Genomic DNA, 16,173 nt, shown 5'->3' on the forward strand with positions numbered 1-16,173 from the left:
CGCCACTTTGCGCGTGGATCGACGCTTCCCCGCTTGGAACGAGGTGTTCGCAGCGGCCATCGCCGTTCGCGGGCGCTCTCTTTGCGTAGGGTTCTGCTGCGAGGGGTTCGCCTCGACGACGGACACGGCCTACACTCACGTTGCGCCCATGAGCCCCCAGCGTCCGACTCGACTCCGTAGCGCCGCCTTGAAGGCGGCGCCTCGTTGGACGTGGGTCAACCAGGCGCTTGCGGCGCTGCTCCTTCTCTTCACCGCGACCCTGCTGGCGCCGTCGCGGGCGCACATCGCGGCGATCGTCTCGCCGGCATCGACCGTTGATGCAGGAGCGGCACGCGAGCAATGCGCCGCGGCGCGCCGCGCCGATGATGCGCGCTTGGGCCTCCGCGCCCAGGACCGCGGACCTGACCGTCGCGACGGCCGAGGACCTGCCGACGAGACTTCAGCGACCGCGACGCTCTTCGTACGCCGGCCAGAGGGCCCGTCGACACTCGCGCCGAGCGGCACGCCTTCGCAACACGTGTTCGCGTGGCCACCGGGAGGCGCACGCGCGCTCCTGATGGTCTTCCACATTTGACGAGACCTCTCCTCAACCCATTGCCCTGAATCGCTGAGCGTTGCTCGGCAGAGGACACGCACGCGTCCCTTGGACGCGGCAGAAGAGGTCTGTCATGAACAAAGCCTCCATTGGCTGGATTGTCTTTTTGTTCGCCGCCGTCGGCGCGGCGCTGATCGGTGTAAGGACCGCGAACGCCGGCGCTCCGTACGGTTACCCGCTGCTCGCGCTGGGTGTGGTTGGCGTCGTCATTAGCCACCGAGGTCTTCGGTGAAAGGCCCGACTACGAAGGGGCGGAGTGCTCGACCGGAAGACGCGCACCGCGTCAACGCGAAGCGCCTCCGCGCCCAGGAGCGACGAGCGTTTCGTGCGGCGCTGGTGCTCTGCGTCGCTGCCGCCGCCGCGGTCTGCGCGCTTATCCGCGACCCGTGGGCGCTGATGCTGGTCAGCGCGCCGCTAGGCGCTGGCTTGCTCTTGGCAACGTACGCGCGCCGGGCGCTTGAACGCGCCCACCGACTCGAGCTCCGGGTGTCGGCCAAAGACGCGGTCCGCTCCGTGTTCTTGCCGATCACGGTCGGCGGGGCGCCGGTCATCTTCGTCGATGCCGGTGCGACCGAACCCGACGCTTCAGAATCGCTGCGAGCAGCGTCGGGCGGGTGGCTAAGCGCTGTTCCGAAAGCGGTGGTCCTCGTGCTCGCGGTCGTGTGCGCGGGCCTCCTGCTTTCACTCGGCGAGCGCGGGACGGCCGACGCTGATCCGTGCAACGCCATTCGGGGCCCGCTCAGCGCACCACGCGGCCCCTAACGCGACGCTAGAGCGGGCGCGACGGCGACGATGCGCCAAGCACCAACACGGCGAGGGAGCGCGCGGGGGCACGCCTCCACAGTCCGCTGCCGTCCAAACGCGCTCGCGTGAGTCCACGAGGCACCGGCGAGGTCCATCGGGACGCCGAGTCCGCCGGGACGCCGCCGTTTTTCCAGCGAAACACGACAGCCCAGCGTGGCACATCGGCTGCAGTGTTCGTCCGCGAGGCCCCCATGAACCTGACGTCTCTCTCGTTCTGCTTCGCCATGCCGCTCCTCGCGAGCGCCGTTGGATGTTCGAGCGCTGCGCCGAGCAGCAGCGATACGGCGCCCCTCACCGGCGGCCAACGCGCTCCGGCGTCCGAGCCGGCGCCACCGCCTGTCGTTGCGCAGCTGCCGGGAGTGGCCACGCCGCCCAAACCAGCCGCCCCACCGAGCAAGTTCCCGCATTGCGCGTCCAACGACCACGCCCTCGCGGCGGCGAACGCGCGGGTCGTGGCGCATCGTGCCGCTTGCAGCAGCGAGGAGATCGCGTTGGCGAGCGGAAGCTGGACGTACACGGAGGCCTCCTTCCACGAGGAGAAGCAAGAGCTTCAGTTCGCGTTCCTCGCCGGTATCGGGGCAGCGTGTCAGGCGTGCATCGAAGAAGCCACGAGTGTCGCTGCGCCAGCCGCGCCGACGCCGCCCTTTGCGGCGGGCTCGGAGGTGAACCCCTACCCGTGCATCGCAGCGCGCACCGATCTCGGATGCGCCACCAAGATCGCCGAACAGCGCGAATGCTTCCAGAGCGACTGCGGCGCGTGCCTCGACGCCAACGAATGGGGCGCGTGCGTTGACGACGCCATCGCGCGCGGCGCGTGCGTGAAGGTCCCAACCGACTGCAAGACGGCCTTCGAACAGTCGAACGCGAGCCAGTGCCTCTACGGCGCCAAGGCAGACGAGCTCCTCGTCAGCGCGGCCATCGCGCAGACGACGTTCATCGCCGAAACGCTTTGCGGGCCGTAAGGTCACCATGGGGTGGACGCTCTCGCGAGGCTTTTACCCGCGGCGCGGGGAGACCCCGCGAGCCCCGCCGTATGACGCTGCATGCAATTCCGCCTCGCGCACGTCGCTCTGGTCGCTTTCAGCGTGGCGTCCTTGGTCGCGTGTGGCGCGTCGACGGATGAGCCGGAAGGCGTCGCGGCCGAGTCTTCGGACGCGCTCGTGGTTCCCGCAGCGGCTCGCGTCGGGAGCCTGCACGCAGGTGAGTCGATCACCGTCCTGTACACGGGAACGCCGCGCTATCGCGCGTACAGCTTCGTGGCTGCCGCCGGCGACGCCATCGTCGCCACGGCCCAGTCGACCGACGGTGACACGGTCTTGTGGCTCACCAACGCCTCCTTCTCGACGCTCGCGAAGAATGACGACGAGGGCGCCGGTCTGCCGAACGCACGCATCACCCGAACGCTGAAGAACGCAGGGACATACTGGCTCGTGATCAGCGAGGCGAAACGCAAAAGCGCCACCCTCACGGTCTCGCTCGCGCGCACGAATCCAGTGCCCGTCGTGTCACCGGGTGCGCCTTCGCCCGCCCTCACCTTTAACGCTTGCCCGAACAACCTCGGCAACGACTGCGTCACGCTGGCGGGTCTCTGCTACGACGCGTACGCCTGCCCGGTGCAAGGGTTTCTCGACGTGCAAGACCACTCGGGTGGCACGTTTCACTATGACGGCCAGTCGCTGTGGCCGCTCGAGAACCAGACGACGAGCGGCACGATGGCGGCCGACGAGACCAACCAGGTCTTCTTCCGAGAGCGCCACTCGGTCGCCGTGGACGGGCAAGAGCACGGCATCGCCACGACCTTGCGGCACAACGACGTCTTCACGACCGCCACCAGAACGCCGACCGGCCTCGACTTGAAGGTTCGCTACGTGCCGGTGGCGAGCGGCTACTACCAGAACGGCGCGACCTGCAGCCGACCCCGCACGCGGGGCGTCGGCGGTTATTGCACTTTCCACGCAACGCTGCCGTGACGCTCGGCGCCTCGGGCAGAGAACCTTGAGGGCTTCAAGCGCTACTGGCAGCCGTTCGCGCAGGACTGCGTGGGGCCGCAGGCGATGCCGCAGCCCAGGCAATTTTTCGGGTCCTTGGTGATGTCGACGCAGGCGCCAGCGCCGCAACAACGGCCCACGGCGTCACCCGCCAGGAAGCACGGGGCACCGGCGCTCGCCGGGGCACACGTCGGAACGGCGCACCGCGAAAGGCGGCACTCGGCTCCGCTTCCGCACCCCTTGTTGCACTGCCCGCAGTGCGTCTCGTCGCTCTTCGTGTCGACGCAGGCGCCGCCGCAGCAGACGCCGAAGACGGCGCCAACGCGGCACACGCGCTGATTTGTCACGCCCGCGCAGCTCGTCACGGCGCAGGCGCCATCGATGCAGCTCTCCCCGGAGCCGCAGGTCCTTCCGCACGAACCGCAGTTGAATTCGTCCGTGTCGACGTCGACGCACGCGCCCCCGCAGCAGAGCTTCGACTCGCCGCCGGCCAAGTCACAGTGCGCGCCTTGATGTCCGGCGGAGCAGAGGCCCGAGGCGCCGCTGCACTTGCCGCCCTGGCACGATTGACCCGCGGGGCAGCGAACGCCGCAGCCGCCGCAGTTGTTCGCATCGCCTTTGAGGTCTTGGCAGCTGCTGGAGAAGAAGTTGTCGCAACAGGCGCCAAGACCGCCGCTGGTGGCCGCGCAAAAGCCGCCCATGGGCCCCGCTTGGCAAGCCGCAACGCACGTACCGTCGACGCACTGCTGTCCGCCGAAACACCCTCCCGAGGGGCACGCGTGCGGCGTGGGCATGCATTGACCACCGGCGCACAGTCCGCTCGCGCACGCGTTGCCACACGTTCCACAAGAGTCCTTGTCTTGATTGACGTCGACGCATTCGCCGTTGCAGCACGTACCGAAGGTCCCCCTTGACGTCCGGCCAAAGGCGCACGCGCCACCGTTGGCGCCGGGCGCGCACGTCGCCCGCAGGCATCGACCGGCGTTGCAGGTGCGCCCCGCCGGACACTCGGTCGAGTCGGTGCAAAAGACAGCGGCTCCCTTCGCGTCGGCGCAGATGCCGTCGGCGCGACAGGTCGAGCCGCTCTTGCAGCCCGCACCGCACTGACCGCAGCTATCGGCGCTCCGCGCTTCGATGCACGCGCTATCGCAACAGACTCCGCTCTTACCGCTCGGCAAGTTGCACGCAACGCCGCTGTTGCCGACGGCGCACGTCACCTTCGCCTGGCAATAGCCCGCGCTGCACCACTCACCGGCGGCGCAGGTCGCGCCACACGTTCCGCAGTGGTTGGCGTCGGAGCGGAGGTCGACGCAACCGCCGCCGCAACACGCGCCCCGTGCGCTGCCACCGAGCGCGCACGCGTAGCCCTCTTCCGCGGCGCCGCTGCAGGCCGTCTGCTCGCAACGCCCTGTGTGCGCTGAACACGTGGTGCCGGAAGGACACGGCGGCGACGACGCGACGCTGCACCACACGGGGCCGCCGGCGTCGCCCTTGCACTGAGCGTTGCTGCAGGTCACGCCGACGGGGCACGCCGCGCCGCATGCGCCGCATGCGCCGCAATGATTCGCCTCCGCGTTGACGTCTTTGCACACGCCCCCGCAACATTCGCCGAAGAACGAGCCTTGGCCGAGGCACCTCGCGCCACCGGGCGCTCCGGTGCAATCCGCAAGCACGCAGCTCCCGTTGATGCAGCCGAAGCCCGGATCACACGCGTGGCCGCACGTTCCGCAGTGAAGAGCGCTCGTTTGCAGATCGGTGCATTGAGCCTCGCCGCAGCAGCCGCCGATGTTGCCGTCGGCCGTGTAACAGGACGCGCGCCCTGGTTTGCACCGAGTGCCGAGGCACCCCGTGAGGCCGCACGTCTCCTTGTCTTCGCACTTCTCGCTGCAGCGGCGGCAGTGTTCCTTTTCGTAGCGAGAGACGCACACGCCTCCGCAGCAAATGCCGTCGTCCCCGTCGAGCGCGCAGGCTTTGTTGTCGAACGCACCTTTGCAGGTTCCCTCGCCAGCGCCGCCGTCCTTCTTCTTGACGCCAGCATCGGAGGAGAGTGGCGCCGTCGCGTCGCCGGGCGCCGCGGCGGGCGCGCTCGCGTCTTCAAGTGATGACGGCTCGCCGGTAGACGTCGACTGCGTTTCGCAGGCCGCAAGGCACGCGACGATGAGCGCGACGAGCACGAGCAGGTGCTTCCACATTTTGGGTTCCCTCAAGCGAAGCGTTGCGTGGACGGCACCTTGATGCGCCGCTGGCGCGAAAGGTTCACCCGAGGAGAGGGAGTAATCGGCCTAGCCACACCGACGACGGACGCGGCATCGGTGGGCTCCGGTTCGCACCTGTCGCGCCTGGGCACGCGACGGCGCTTCGCGTATGGGTTGACGATGCGTCGTTCCCTCCTCCGCTTCGCATTCTTCGGCGCCGGCGCCGCGACTTCGGTCTCCTGCGTCGACGACTCAAGCCCGCAGCCGGCCCTGAGCGCGAGCACGCTCGACGGCGGCTCGCCCGGGGAAGACGCGGCCGCGAGCTCGGGCGACGCCGGCGCGACGCCCGACGCCGCGGCACCGCTATCCGACGCCGCGGGCCCGGACACCTCGACGCCCGGTAGCTGTTCGATCGCCGGCAACAACTACCGCATCTACGGCTCGCAGCTCTTCAAGGTCTCGGAGGACCTGACGATGTCTTACCTCGTCGGGAATGTCGCCAACGACAAGGGGCTCCCCTTCGCGAGCTCGGGGAGCAGCACGACGGGCACTCAAGTTGGAACCACCCTGGTTGTGGCCGACCCGAACTGCCCGTTTTGCAGCATCGCGCTGCCGCCGAACATGGTGAACGGGACGGTCAACGCGCAACCGGTCACCACAGGCCTCAGCAACATCCACTTCTTCTACTCGCCCAGCATTCCCAACAACGTCGTCGTTTGGTCCGGCAACGGGACGTCGTTCACGCTCTACGACCTCGCGAACAAGACCGCTCCCGCGACGGCGAGCATCGCGATTAGCGGACCGGGCGTCCTCTGCAACAAGCTCTACTCCATCTCTGGCTCCATCATGCCGACGGCGTACAGCGTTCGAATCCTCGCCGAGTGCGGCGATGGAAGCGGCCCCACCTGGGCGACCGTCGCCGACACGGGCGGCACCAAGGTGGGCTCCACCTGGCAGCAGGACTCCTATCAGGTCGCAGCCTCGGCCAAGACGATGGTGACGAACCCTCAAATCATCGCCGGCGAGCTCACGCGCGGGATTTTTCTTGGGTCCGCGTCGAAGGTCTACGTGATCAACGCTGGCACCTTCGTGCCCGACACCGCCGTGTACCAGCAGTGCAACCCGCTCACCGGCACGAGCGTGTCGGGCGCGAGGCCCCTCATCCCCGCGCCCCGTTGAGGCCCCACGCGTCTGACCACCACGGCGGCGCGGGCAGCGTCACTTCAAGACCCACGCTCGAGCCTTCTCCGACCAGCCGACCCAAGCGCCGCTCTCGAGCGCCACGTCGGCGAGGCCGTCACCGTCGCGATCGGCGGTCACAAGCTCGGGCAGCCCGCCCCACGTGCTCGATGGCCCGCGCTCGACCGGGTAGTCGATGCGAAGCTTCGGGCGCCCGGCGCCGGGAAACGTCATGAGCGCCTGCCACGCAGCGTCGACACCAAGCGCCGCAACGACGAGCGAGCCGGCCGGCTCGCCTTGGCGATCGAAGCGAATCTTTCCTGGCAGCGTCTCCAACAAGAAGACGCGCGATTGGTCAGTTGTCAGTTGCTTGCTCGTGCCCCACGCGTATCGATTCGGCGCGCTCCCCAGCGCCGCGCCGTCGGCGAGGCGACGCACGTCCACCGACCAGGTGCCTCGCGTCGGGAGAAAGTTCGCCGCCGCACAGGCGCTCCACGCCGCCATCTTCGCCGGGGCGAACTTGCTGACCACTTCGTCAACCTGCTGCGCCTTGCAATCGTTCGCCGGTGTGTCAGACGCGAAGCGACTGTAGACGGTGACCGGCACATCACCGGCCTCGTAGAGCGAGTCCGAGAATCGGTGCAAGCAGCCGTTCAACATGTCGCCGGGTCGCGTCACGACAGGGTTCGACGGATCGAGCGGCGACTGGAACGTGTTCTTCGTGAACGAGTCGTAGTGAGACCAGGCGAGCCTGAGGTTCGTAGGCGCACCTGGCGTTCGCTCAAGGAGCGCGTGGTAGCGGCTGACGTTGCAGTTGTAGTCGTCGAAGGTGCCGACGGCGTTGGCCGCGGCAACGAGGACGCGCTCGCCGCCGTTCAGCGCGAACGGCGTGAAGCTTCCGTAGAAGCGCCCCGAGTGAAACTGCGCGGGGGCTTTGGGCTCGGATTGCAAGGCTACGTCGAACGCCGACGCAGCGAGGCTCTCGCCGGTGCGACCGGAGACGGTCTTGATGACCCAAAGGTAGGGCAAATGGACGTCATCCCAGCCATCGCCGTCGGCGTCCGCGAAGACTCCCCCGTTGTGACGGAACGTGTTCGCTGGATTGGCGGGCGTGCCTGCGACCTCGGCCGCGGTGAACATCGTGGGCACCGAGCGGAAGCCGACGCCGCAGGTGTCGGCGGGGGCGGCGATGCGCGCCACGTCGAACTGACAGAGGAACGACCAGTCGGAGACGCCGTCGGTGCGCGGAATGTAGTGCCGCCCGGGAGCGAGAAGCGGATGGCGGCGCCCGTCAGGGCTACGCACGAGGCCGAACCACGTGTCGTGAACGGACCAGCCCGGAGGTGCGCCGAAGCGCGCCACGGGTGAGGATGGGCGCGCCGCGTTCGGATCGATGACGACGAGCTCCGGGTGGAAGGTCGACGGGTCGTAGTACGCCACGCTGATCGCTTGGAGCGGACCGAAGTGAGGGCCAAGCGCGTGTACGCCGAACCCGTAGAGATCGGCGCGCACGGGGCCTGGGGCGAAGCGCCACTCGGCCCTACCGATGGCGGCGAGCGTCGAGTCGGCCAAGAGGCAACTCGCCGACGCGGCGTCGGCGCTGCACGGGCCGATGCGCATCTCGGTGTCGGGAGTACCGTCGCTGTCGAGGTCGAAGGTTCGGTTGGCTCGGTCGATGCAAAAGTTGCCGGAGCAGGTCGCTGCGCCGTCGATGGCCGCGGGAGCGCCGCCGTCAGCCGGCGCGCTTGCGGGGAGCGAGGCGTCACCGCAAGCCGCGAGCGCGGCGGAAAGGACGCACGCGACGACAGGGCGCATCATCGGCCCGCTGGCGCGACGCTTCGCAACGCGATGACGCCGCCAACGCGAGGCGAACTCATGGCGCAACGGAGTTCCCATAGCCAAGGAGCCCCGCAAGCCTCGGGCCAGTCAGAGCGGCGGTCTTGTTGCAAAAAGTGGCGCCGGCGTCGGCAACGTGACCTCTCAGGCCTCACCACGGCTCCCAGCGACCGCCCTGGAGTGTTCCAGCGCGAGTGTGGGCGAAGCCGCGATTTGTGCTATCGCGTAGCTCCCGTGAAGGCCCGACTGCAAAAGACCGTGACGTTCAGCGTCTCCCTCGACGACAAGACCCGTCGGCTGCTTGAGCTCGAAGGCGTGAGCCGCCATGGCGCGGGGCTGGTGACGGCGATGACCGAGGCCAGCCGACAGTCGACCCTCGATCGACTCGTGCAGCGGTCCGGCGTCGTTCGGATGCTGCTGAGCGCCAGCCTGCTCGGTGAGGTGGAGGGCGGTCGGCGGCGTCCGGCCAAGCGCCGGCGTGACGAGCGCCGGTCCCGCAGAACCGCCCGGTGGGCCTGGTAGAACAAGCGGACGTTGGCGCGTCGCGACGCATCCCCGCGCGACCGCAGTTCACGCCCTGACAACTCGACGTTCCAGGCGACGGCCCTTCACGACGGCCGAAGCCAACGGTTCACGGAAGGCGTGAACGCCGGGGTTTCCCAGTGGGGCACCATGGCGCGTAGATTGCTGAGGGTCGGTCATGCCCAGACCGGTCATGGCCCCACCGTCCACGCGCGCGCGCTCCGCTTCCGGCTTCGTGCAAGCCGCGACGCTCATCACACTCGCCGCCGCCGCCATGGCGTGCGCTTCCAACAGCGACGAGCCCGCGTCGTCAGGGAGTGACGTGGACGGCGCCGCCGCCTGCGGACAGTACTTCGACGCGCTCAGCCATCAGCCGGCCGGTTGCATTCCCCTCGGCATCGCGGCGGCCTCGTTCTACAAGGCCGTCGACAAGCCGCTCTACGTCAAGCAATGCTTGCTCGACCTTAAGGCTCCCGGAGCGGGCGCTTCGCCGTCGTTCTTGAGCGCATGCGCGGCCGAGATGGAGAGCCAGCACGTCTGCGAGAGCAAGGCGGCGGCGTGCCAACCGCCCAAGGGTTCGCTGGCCGACGGCGAAGGCTGCAGCAAAGGCAGGCAGTGCAAGGGAGGCCTCTGCAAAGTGCCCGGCCCCGCGAGCAGTGGACGACCTTCCTTCTGCGGCGTGTGCGCGACGGGCCTCGGCGACGGTGGCACGTGTCAGAGCACAGCCGATTGTGCGAGCGGTCTCTTCTGCCTCGCGGGCAAGTGCGCGCCGGCGCCCGCGCCGGCCGCAGAGGGAGCCAACTGCGCTCAAGCCGCCGCAGGTACGTCGAGCACGTTGCCAACGCTGCCCTGCGCCCCCGGCCTCTATTGTCGAACGAACATCGCCCTCCCGCCCGCTACGACGACCATGACTTGCGCGCGGCTCGGCGCGAAGGGTGAGTCCTGCGTCTTGGGCGATTGCGACAAGGGCCTCACCTGCTCCGCCAAGACCTGCGTCGACCCCGCCGAGGCACGCGACGACGGGGCCGACTGCGCGCGCGCGGGTGATTGCAAGTCGGGACTGTGTGAAGCCGCGAAGTGCAAGGCTGTCGCCGTCGTTGGCGTTGGGGCAGCTTGCACCACGGGTTCACGCTGCGCCGACGGGCTCGCGTGCCACGGAGCCGCGGACGGAGCGACGATGGTCTGCGTCGAGCGCATCGCCGAAGGCGCCGCGTGCGCCAGCAGCGGCGCGCCATGCGCAACCCACACGACCTGCCGCAACGGCACTTGCCAGCAAAACGACCCAGCGGCCTGCCGGTAGGCCGACGGTGGCGCTGAGGAACGGCCGTCAAGCGGCGCCTAGGGCGGCCGCAACCTTAGGCAGGGTAGCGGGCCGTCAAAAGGAGGCGCGGCGTCGACGATCTCGGGCGTGAGGCAGGGCTGGGGACCGCCGTCGAAGGGCTGGTTCGCGTCGGACTTCGCGTCAGCGTTAGCGTCGGCTTCGCCAAGGGAAGCGTCGCGTTCGCCCTCGGTTGCGCCGCCGCACGCGGCAGCAGCGGACGCCCCAGCAAAGCCAACGAGGGCGATCGCCATCAAACGATTGCGGCGCGCGAGGATCGCTGCGCGGTCTTCGTCATCGGGCGGAACGCTCATGGTGCGAGCCTACGACAAGCGCGGCCTCGCGCAACGACTGCGGCGACCGAGGAGTCACTGGGCCGGGAGACGCACTGGGGCCGCTCCGCCAGCCGAGCCGGAGCCACCGTGATATGACACGGCAGCGTGTTTGGGACGGCGAGTCACTTTCCTGTCGGCAGTGCCGAGACCGCACGCGACTTTCAAGAGCGCGTGGCCAGCTTCGCACGCGTCGTCTTCGTCATCTCAGGCGTCATGTTCGGTATGTCGCTCTTGCTCGAGGCGACGACCAGTCATCATCGCAGCTTCGAGAGAAACTTCACGGAACCGAGTCGACTGGTGCACATCGGGGCCATGGCACTCGCCTTCGCGACGTGGCGAGTGGGGAGGCTCTCCACCGCAGCCCTCCCGACGCTCGAAGCGCTCGACGCCGCCACGACCATCGTGCTCTGCCTGTGCTGGGCGATGCTCGGCGTGACGCTCCCGCGGACCGAGGCCGTCGAGTTTTCCATGATCCTCGCCACGACGTACACAGTCGTGGCGCGCTCCGTTGTCGTCCCGAGCACTTTCCGCCGGACGCTGTGGATCAGTGGCGCAGCGGTGACGCCGACAGCCATCGTCATGGGCGCCCGCGGCATGGGCTTCGCTCCGACGGCGAGCGAGCGCCAGGTGCGGACCTTCATGCTCTTCGCGGTGCTCTGGTGCGGCGTGGCGGTCATCACGGCGGCGCTCAACTCGCGTCAGATCTACGGCCTGCGGGCGAAGATTAGCGAGATCGGCAAGCTCGGTCAGTACACGTTGGAGCAAAAGCTCGGCGAAGGCGGCATGGGCGTCGTGTTCCGCGCGACGCACGCGATGCTGCGACGACCGGCCGCCATCAAGCTCCTTCCGCCTGATCGCGCAGGCGAACACGATCTGGCACGTTTCGAGCGCGAAGTTCAGCTCACGAGTCGACTGGCTCATCCGAACACCGTCTCGATCTTCGACTTCGGGCGCGCCGCCGACGGCACGTTCTACTACGTGATGGAGTACCTCGACGGCGTCGACCTCGAGCGGCTGGTCGAGGTGGATGGCCCCCTCGACGGGCCGCGAGCGATTCACATCCTCATGCAGGCTGCCGGAGCGCTGGCGGAAGCGCACGCCCTTGGCCTCGTGCATCGCGACATCAAGCCTGCCAACATCATGCTCACGACGCGGGCCGACGAGCCCGACGTAGTGAAGGTCGTCGACTTCGGCTTGGCGAAGACCGTCGTGAGGGAAGGCGACGTCGGGCTGTCGAAGGAGAACACGATCACTGGGACGCCGACCTACCTCTCACCAGAGGCCATCACGACCCCCGACGGCGTCGACGCGCAAAGCGATCTCTACGCGCTCGGCGCGGTGGCCTACTTCCTCCTGACGGGCAAGGTCGTCTTTGAGGGCCGAACCGTCATCGAGGTGTGCACCAAGCACCTCGTCGAGACGCCAACGTCGCTGTCGGAGCGAGCGGGCAAGCCGATCGCGGCGGACCTGGAGCAACTCGTACTCTCTTGCCTCGCGAAGCCCCGAGACGCACGCCCGGCCTCCGCCGTGGCGCTGAAGGAGGCGCTCGCGGCTTGCTCCGATCGAGCACGCTACGACGTCGACGCGGCTAAGGAATGGTGGCGCGTTCACGGTGCCACGCTGCAAGACCGGGCCCGCGCGCAGGACCGACGCCCGTCGGCTATCGCCACGATGGCCATCGACCTTCGCGGCCGCGAGGGCGAGCTCGCGTGAGCTTGGCCTCCGGGATAACGACGCGCCTCGCTCAGTCGCGAACGCGTTGGATCATCCCTGAGCGCGACGCCGACCAATAGAAGTAGCCATCGCTGTAGGCGCCAAAGGCGAGGCCTGCCGCGTCGCTCACGAGAGTTGTGACGGCCTTGGTGCTCTTGTGAACACGCACCACGCGCCCCGCCGCTTGCGCGCCCTCGCCACGCTCCAGCGTCAGGTAAACGTGATTCTGCCCAACCGCCGCGACGCCCGCGTTCTGGCCGATGAGATCGACCTGACTCATGGCCCATACGAGCTCCGCCGGCTTTCCGTTGCGTGGGCTGCGCTTGAGGCCGTCTTTGCGGTCCACGAAGTAGAGGTGCGTGGCGTCAAGCTTCACGGGCCCGACGGGATCCATGTAGCCGCGCTTGACCGACTTCGTGCCGAGGTCGACCTTGGCGAGTTCGCCGCTCCCCTCTCCGATGAAGAGCTCCTCGCCATCCAGTTCGAACGTGTACGGGCGCACGTCCTTGAGCGACACGACCTTCTCGGCGACAGCCACGACCGGCGCGTCGTACTTCTTCGAGAGGCCGCGCGGCGCTCGCCAGACGGTCGTGTCGAAGTTTCCATCGGCGGTCGCCCAGACGACGTGGGTCGACGAAAGCGCCACGGCCGTCGGGGACGACACGCTTTCGACGCTAAACTGCGGCATGAAGCCGTCGCATTCCTGGAGCGAGCAGCCGTCAAGGGCGCTGCCTTGAAGGCCAGTGCCGCTCGCGAGATAGAAGCCGGCGGCGTCGGCGGCGAAGGTCGTGGGCATCGCGCCAAGGCCAAGCTGCACGAGCTCTTTGCCGTGAACGTTGCACCGCTCGATGTCACTCGCTTCGGTGGACGTGAAGAACAGTTTGTCACCGCCGACGGCGATGCGCCCCGGCGACGTCTGGCCCGACAGTACGGTCTCGATGACGGGAGGGGCATCGGGCGGGTCCCCGGGCGTGTCACTCGGAGTGACCGTTGCCACGCCGGCGTCAGTCGCGGCGCCTGGGGCGCGCGGATCCCCGAGGTTGACGAGCTCTTTTCCGCCGCAGCCGGCGAGGACAACGAGCGACAGCGCCACGTAGAGAGAAAGCGAAACACGCATAGAGAACCTCCTAGTGCGAAGTAAGGAACAACGATGCCGACTCACGGCGCCACAGTCGCCGGCGACGCCAACAGATCATTCGCGCGACGCGCCGCCGCCGACTTCGGGTGAGCGCGACGAAGCGCCTCGAAGACCTGCGAGGCCGTGGCTCGGTCGCCCAGCGAGAGCAGCGCCTCGATGCGCACGAGGAAGAGCTCGGGGGCCAGCGCCGACGGCCCCGTGCGGCGCTGCTCGAGATCGGCGAGGAGCCGCAACGCGCCGGCGCCGTCCCCTTCGCGCACGCGGCTCCGCGCGCCGTCGAGCAGGGTGACCTCGTCGGAGAGCGAGAGCGCGCGCGGGGCGCTGCTCGGCGCCGCGGCCACCGGGGTGGCTTCTGCGATCGCAGCGGACTCGGCTTCCGTCTCGGCTCCGGGCACCTTGAGCTTCACCGGCGACCGTCGAATCGAACCGCTCGCTTTGGCCGCCGGGACTTCGACCGTATCGGGAGCGCTCTCCGGCGGCGGCAGGACCGCACTTGCAGCAGACGTCGTCATCGTCGATGCCGCCGGCGCCGGGAGATGCGCGAGTGTGCGCGTGGGCGCGTTTGCGGCGGAGGGCGCTTGCGCAGGAGAAATCGCGCGCGATGCCCAAACGCCCCCGCCGAAGGTGACGCTCCCCAAGACGAGCCACTTGCCCATCGACAGCAAGAGCGGCGTGCCGGTCGCGGCCGAGACCTTTGCGCCCGCGCCCACGGCCGAAGCCGCCGCCGCAGCGCCTGAAGTTGCCGCGCCCGACGTCAAGGGCGCGAGCGCCATCGCAGCGGCAGCGACCTCCGCAGCGCTCGCCGCCAAGAGCGCCGCAAGGAGAACGTCGGTGCTGCCGGCGCGCGGCGCGTCGTCGCGACCGGCCGCCAAGAGCGAGAGGCTGAGCTCGTCCACGGGCTCCCGGTGCGTCATGAGGGGCTCCTTGTTTGAAGCCGGGCGCGGAGTCGCTCCGCTTGCTTCGCGAAGAGTTCACGCGCTCGCCTTAGGCGCGAGTTCACCGTTCCGACGGGCACCGCCACACAGCCGGCGATCTCCTCCGCGGTCATGCGTTCAAGCTCCGCGAGCACGAAGACGGTGCGGAAGTCTTCGGGCAGGGATTCCAGCACCTGATCGAGCAGCGCGAGGCGCTCGGCGTGGTGAAGCGCGTCGAAGGGACTCGGACCTTCGCAAGGGACGTCGGGAACGTCGTCGCCCCACGGAACGGCGCGCTCTCGCGCCGCCGAGCGCCGAACGTTCGATGCGACGCGAACGGCGGTTCCGAAGAGAAACGAGCGCTCGCGTCCCGTGTCGACGTCCGCCATGCGGCCGAGGAATGCGAGGAAGACCTGCTGCGTAGCGTCGTCGGCGTGGGCCTCCGATACGCCGAGTCGACGAAGGCACCGCCACACGAAGGGCTGGTGTTCGCGAACGACGGTCGCGATACGCGCCGGGTCCGCCGCGGCCCGCGCCGCGCTCACCCCCGTCGTGCTCGCGCTCGGCTCGCCCGCTCCAACGGGGACGTCGTTCGCCCCCGATGGCGGCAGCGCCATAGACTCTTCCCTCGCCGCCGCGGCAGCACGCGGCGCGAACCTTTCGGGAAAGAGGAGCGTCGAGAGGAGCATCACCTGCCTAGCGATGTACGGGCCGATGGCGATCCATCACCAAAAGTGGAGCCCCGCTCCCAGCGACGCGCTGGCGCCGGTGCCCATGCGGTGAACGAGCGTGGTGCCGCCCATGACGAATTCGTGGCGGGCGCTGGGAACGACAGCCCGGGCGTCGACCTCGACGAAAGCCGAAGAAAGGGCGAGACGCCCGCGGCCGCCGGCCTCGAGCGCCGCGTAGAGGCGGCCTCCGTCGCGGGCGTCGGGGAATCCGCTGGCTGTGGCGAGGACATTTCCGCCCGCAAGCGCCAAACAAGGTCGAAGCGAGACCGCACCGACGACCCACGAGACGGGGCACGCGTCGAGCGCGACGGAGCTCACGGAGAAGCTCGCTCGCAGGTCGCCACTTTGCCACTCGCCGGCGCTCTGAAACCGGCCCTCGAGGCGAAAAGACGGCGCGAAGCCTCGACCCACGTGCTCGATGCCGAGGCCAAGCTTGCCCAGCGGGCCCGCTTCGGGACCAAGGCCCGTCGCCATCCCGCCGTGCACGTACCCCTCGCCACGCCAGGCCTGCGGGGCCGGCGGCGGCGGTGCGACCGCAGGGACCACGGGCGGTGACGTTTGGTCACGCTCCGCCGCCAGCGATTCGGCAAAGACGGCGACCAAGAGCGCGCTCGCGTCGACGACTTCCATGCAGGTTGCACCTGAAAGGACGCGACGCTCGCTGCGAAAGGCCGGGCTGTCGACCTCAACGACCGCGCGCGCGCCATCGTCCGTCAGCTCGGCCTTAACCACGGCGCGCGCCTTGGACTCCTGGCCGCCGAGGACGAAGCGGGCTCGGTCGGTGCGTCCCTCGACGCGATCTCGGAAGCTCGACCGCGAAGGACAAGCGGGCGCGGCTTGATAGTCGAGCGTCACCAGCGGCGCCTGCGCAGCTCGCGCCGCGCCGACCCCCACCCAAGCGGAAA

16 protein-coding genes are annotated in these 16,173 nt (G+C 68.8%); 9 read left to right on the forward strand and 7 right to left on the reverse strand.

Annotated features, from left to right (window positions below):
- Positions 1-148 precede the first annotated feature (148 nt).
- The 5 genes from IPG50_15810 to IPG50_15830 all read left to right on the forward strand — a co-directional run bounded on the left by IPG50_15810 (position 149) and on the right by IPG50_15830 (position 3,369).
- The gene (locus IPG50_15810) at positions 149-574 is read left to right on the forward strand and encodes a hypothetical protein (protein MBK6693652.1); all 426 of its coding nucleotides are present in this window, start codon (positions 149-151) and stop codon (positions 572-574) included.
- Between the two features lie 94 nt (positions 575-668).
- A complete protein-coding gene (locus tag IPG50_15815) occupies positions 669-827 on the forward strand; it encodes a hypothetical protein (protein MBK6693653.1) in 159 nt (52 codons plus the stop codon).
- Positions 824-1,357, forward strand: a complete 534-nt coding sequence (locus IPG50_15820; protein MBK6693654.1) for a hypothetical protein — start codon at positions 824-826, stop codon at positions 1,355-1,357. The genes IPG50_15815 and IPG50_15820 overlap by 4 nt, the downstream gene beginning before the upstream one ends.
- A 233-nt stretch (positions 1,358-1,590) precedes the next feature.
- Positions 1,591-2,361 carry a hypothetical protein gene (locus IPG50_15825; protein MBK6693655.1) on the forward strand — a complete coding sequence of 257 codons (771 nt, stop codon included), beginning with the start codon at positions 1,591-1,593 and terminating at the stop codon, positions 2,359-2,361.
- A gap of 81 nt (positions 2,362-2,442) precedes the next feature.
- Positions 2,443-3,369: a hypothetical protein gene (locus IPG50_15830; protein ID MBK6693656.1), complete on the forward strand. Its 927-nt coding sequence runs from the start codon at positions 2,443-2,445 to the stop codon at positions 3,367-3,369.
- Between the two features lie 41 nt (positions 3,370-3,410).
- Here the strand turns inward: IPG50_15830 and IPG50_15835 are convergent, their stop codons facing one another.
- Positions 3,411-5,579: a hypothetical protein gene (locus IPG50_15835; GenBank protein ID MBK6693657.1), complete on the reverse strand. Its 2,169-nt coding sequence runs from the start codon at positions 5,577-5,579 to the stop codon at positions 3,411-3,413.
- Between the two features lie 183 nt (positions 5,580-5,762).
- Between IPG50_15835 and IPG50_15840 the strand changes: the two genes are divergently transcribed.
- Positions 5,763-6,761 (forward strand): hypothetical protein, encoded by a 999-nt coding sequence (locus tag IPG50_15840; protein MBK6693658.1) that lies wholly within the window; start codon positions 5,763-5,765, stop codon positions 6,759-6,761.
- A gap of 39 nt (positions 6,762-6,800) precedes the next feature.
- Here the strand turns inward: IPG50_15840 and IPG50_15845 are convergent, their stop codons facing one another.
- The gene (locus IPG50_15845; protein ID MBK6693659.1) at positions 6,801-8,579 is read right to left on the reverse strand and encodes a hypothetical protein; all 1,779 of its coding nucleotides are present in this window, start codon (positions 8,577-8,579) and stop codon (positions 6,801-6,803) included.
- A gap of 252 nt (positions 8,580-8,831) precedes the next feature.
- Here IPG50_15845 and IPG50_15850 point away from each other — a divergent pair, with 252 nt between their 5' ends.
- Together IPG50_15850 and IPG50_15855 are read left to right on the forward strand one after the other, a co-directional pair.
- Positions 8,832-9,119, forward strand: coding sequence for a hypothetical protein (locus IPG50_15850; protein MBK6693660.1), 288 nt, complete (start codon positions 8,832-8,834; stop codon positions 9,117-9,119).
- 178 nt (positions 9,120-9,297) lie between these two features.
- Positions 9,298-10,419: a hypothetical protein gene (locus IPG50_15855; protein ID MBK6693661.1), complete on the forward strand. Its 1,122-nt coding sequence runs from the start codon at positions 9,298-9,300 to the stop codon at positions 10,417-10,419.
- Between the two features lie 38 nt (positions 10,420-10,457).
- Here IPG50_15855 and IPG50_15860 read toward each other — a convergent pair whose 3' ends face one another.
- Positions 10,458-10,751: a hypothetical protein gene (locus IPG50_15860; GenBank protein MBK6693662.1), complete on the reverse strand. Its 294-nt coding sequence runs from the start codon at positions 10,749-10,751 to the stop codon at positions 10,458-10,460.
- A gap of 192 nt (positions 10,752-10,943) precedes the next feature.
- On the opposite strand from IPG50_15860, the gene IPG50_15865 reads away from it, so the two are divergent.
- A complete protein-coding gene (locus IPG50_15865) occupies positions 10,944-12,485 on the forward strand; it encodes a serine/threonine protein kinase (GenBank protein ID MBK6693663.1) in 1,542 nt (513 codons plus the stop codon).
- Between the two features lie 31 nt (positions 12,486-12,516).
- Here the strand turns inward: IPG50_15865 and IPG50_15870 are convergent, their stop codons facing one another.
- From IPG50_15870 to IPG50_15885, 4 genes are read right to left on the reverse strand one after another with little or no spacing between them, the layout of a single operon-like run.
- Complete coding sequence (locus IPG50_15870) at positions 12,517-13,602, reverse strand: hypothetical protein (GenBank protein MBK6693664.1); 1,086 nt, start codon at positions 13,600-13,602, stop codon at positions 12,517-12,519.
- A 41-nt stretch (positions 13,603-13,643) separates the two neighbouring features.
- Positions 13,644-14,537 carry a hypothetical protein gene (locus IPG50_15875; GenBank protein MBK6693665.1) on the reverse strand — a complete coding sequence of 298 codons (894 nt, stop codon included), beginning with the start codon at positions 14,535-14,537 and terminating at the stop codon, positions 13,644-13,646.
- The gene (locus tag IPG50_15880) at positions 14,534-15,226 is read right to left on the reverse strand and encodes a sigma-70 family RNA polymerase sigma factor (protein ID MBK6693666.1); all 693 of its coding nucleotides are present in this window, start codon (positions 15,224-15,226) and stop codon (positions 14,534-14,536) included. The genes IPG50_15875 and IPG50_15880 overlap by 4 nt, the downstream gene beginning before the upstream one ends.
- Positions 15,227-15,262: 36 nt before the next feature.
- On the reverse strand, positions 15,263-16,123 hold the full coding sequence (locus tag IPG50_15885; GenBank protein MBK6693667.1) for a hypothetical protein: 861 nt from the start codon (positions 16,121-16,123) through the stop codon (positions 15,263-15,265).
- Positions 16,124-16,173 lie beyond the last annotated feature (50 nt).

The sequence above is a fragment of the Myxococcales bacterium genome (assembly GCA_016703425.1).
Taxonomy (GTDB): domain Bacteria; phylum Myxococcota_A; class Polyangia; order Polyangiales; family Polyangiaceae; genus JADJCA01.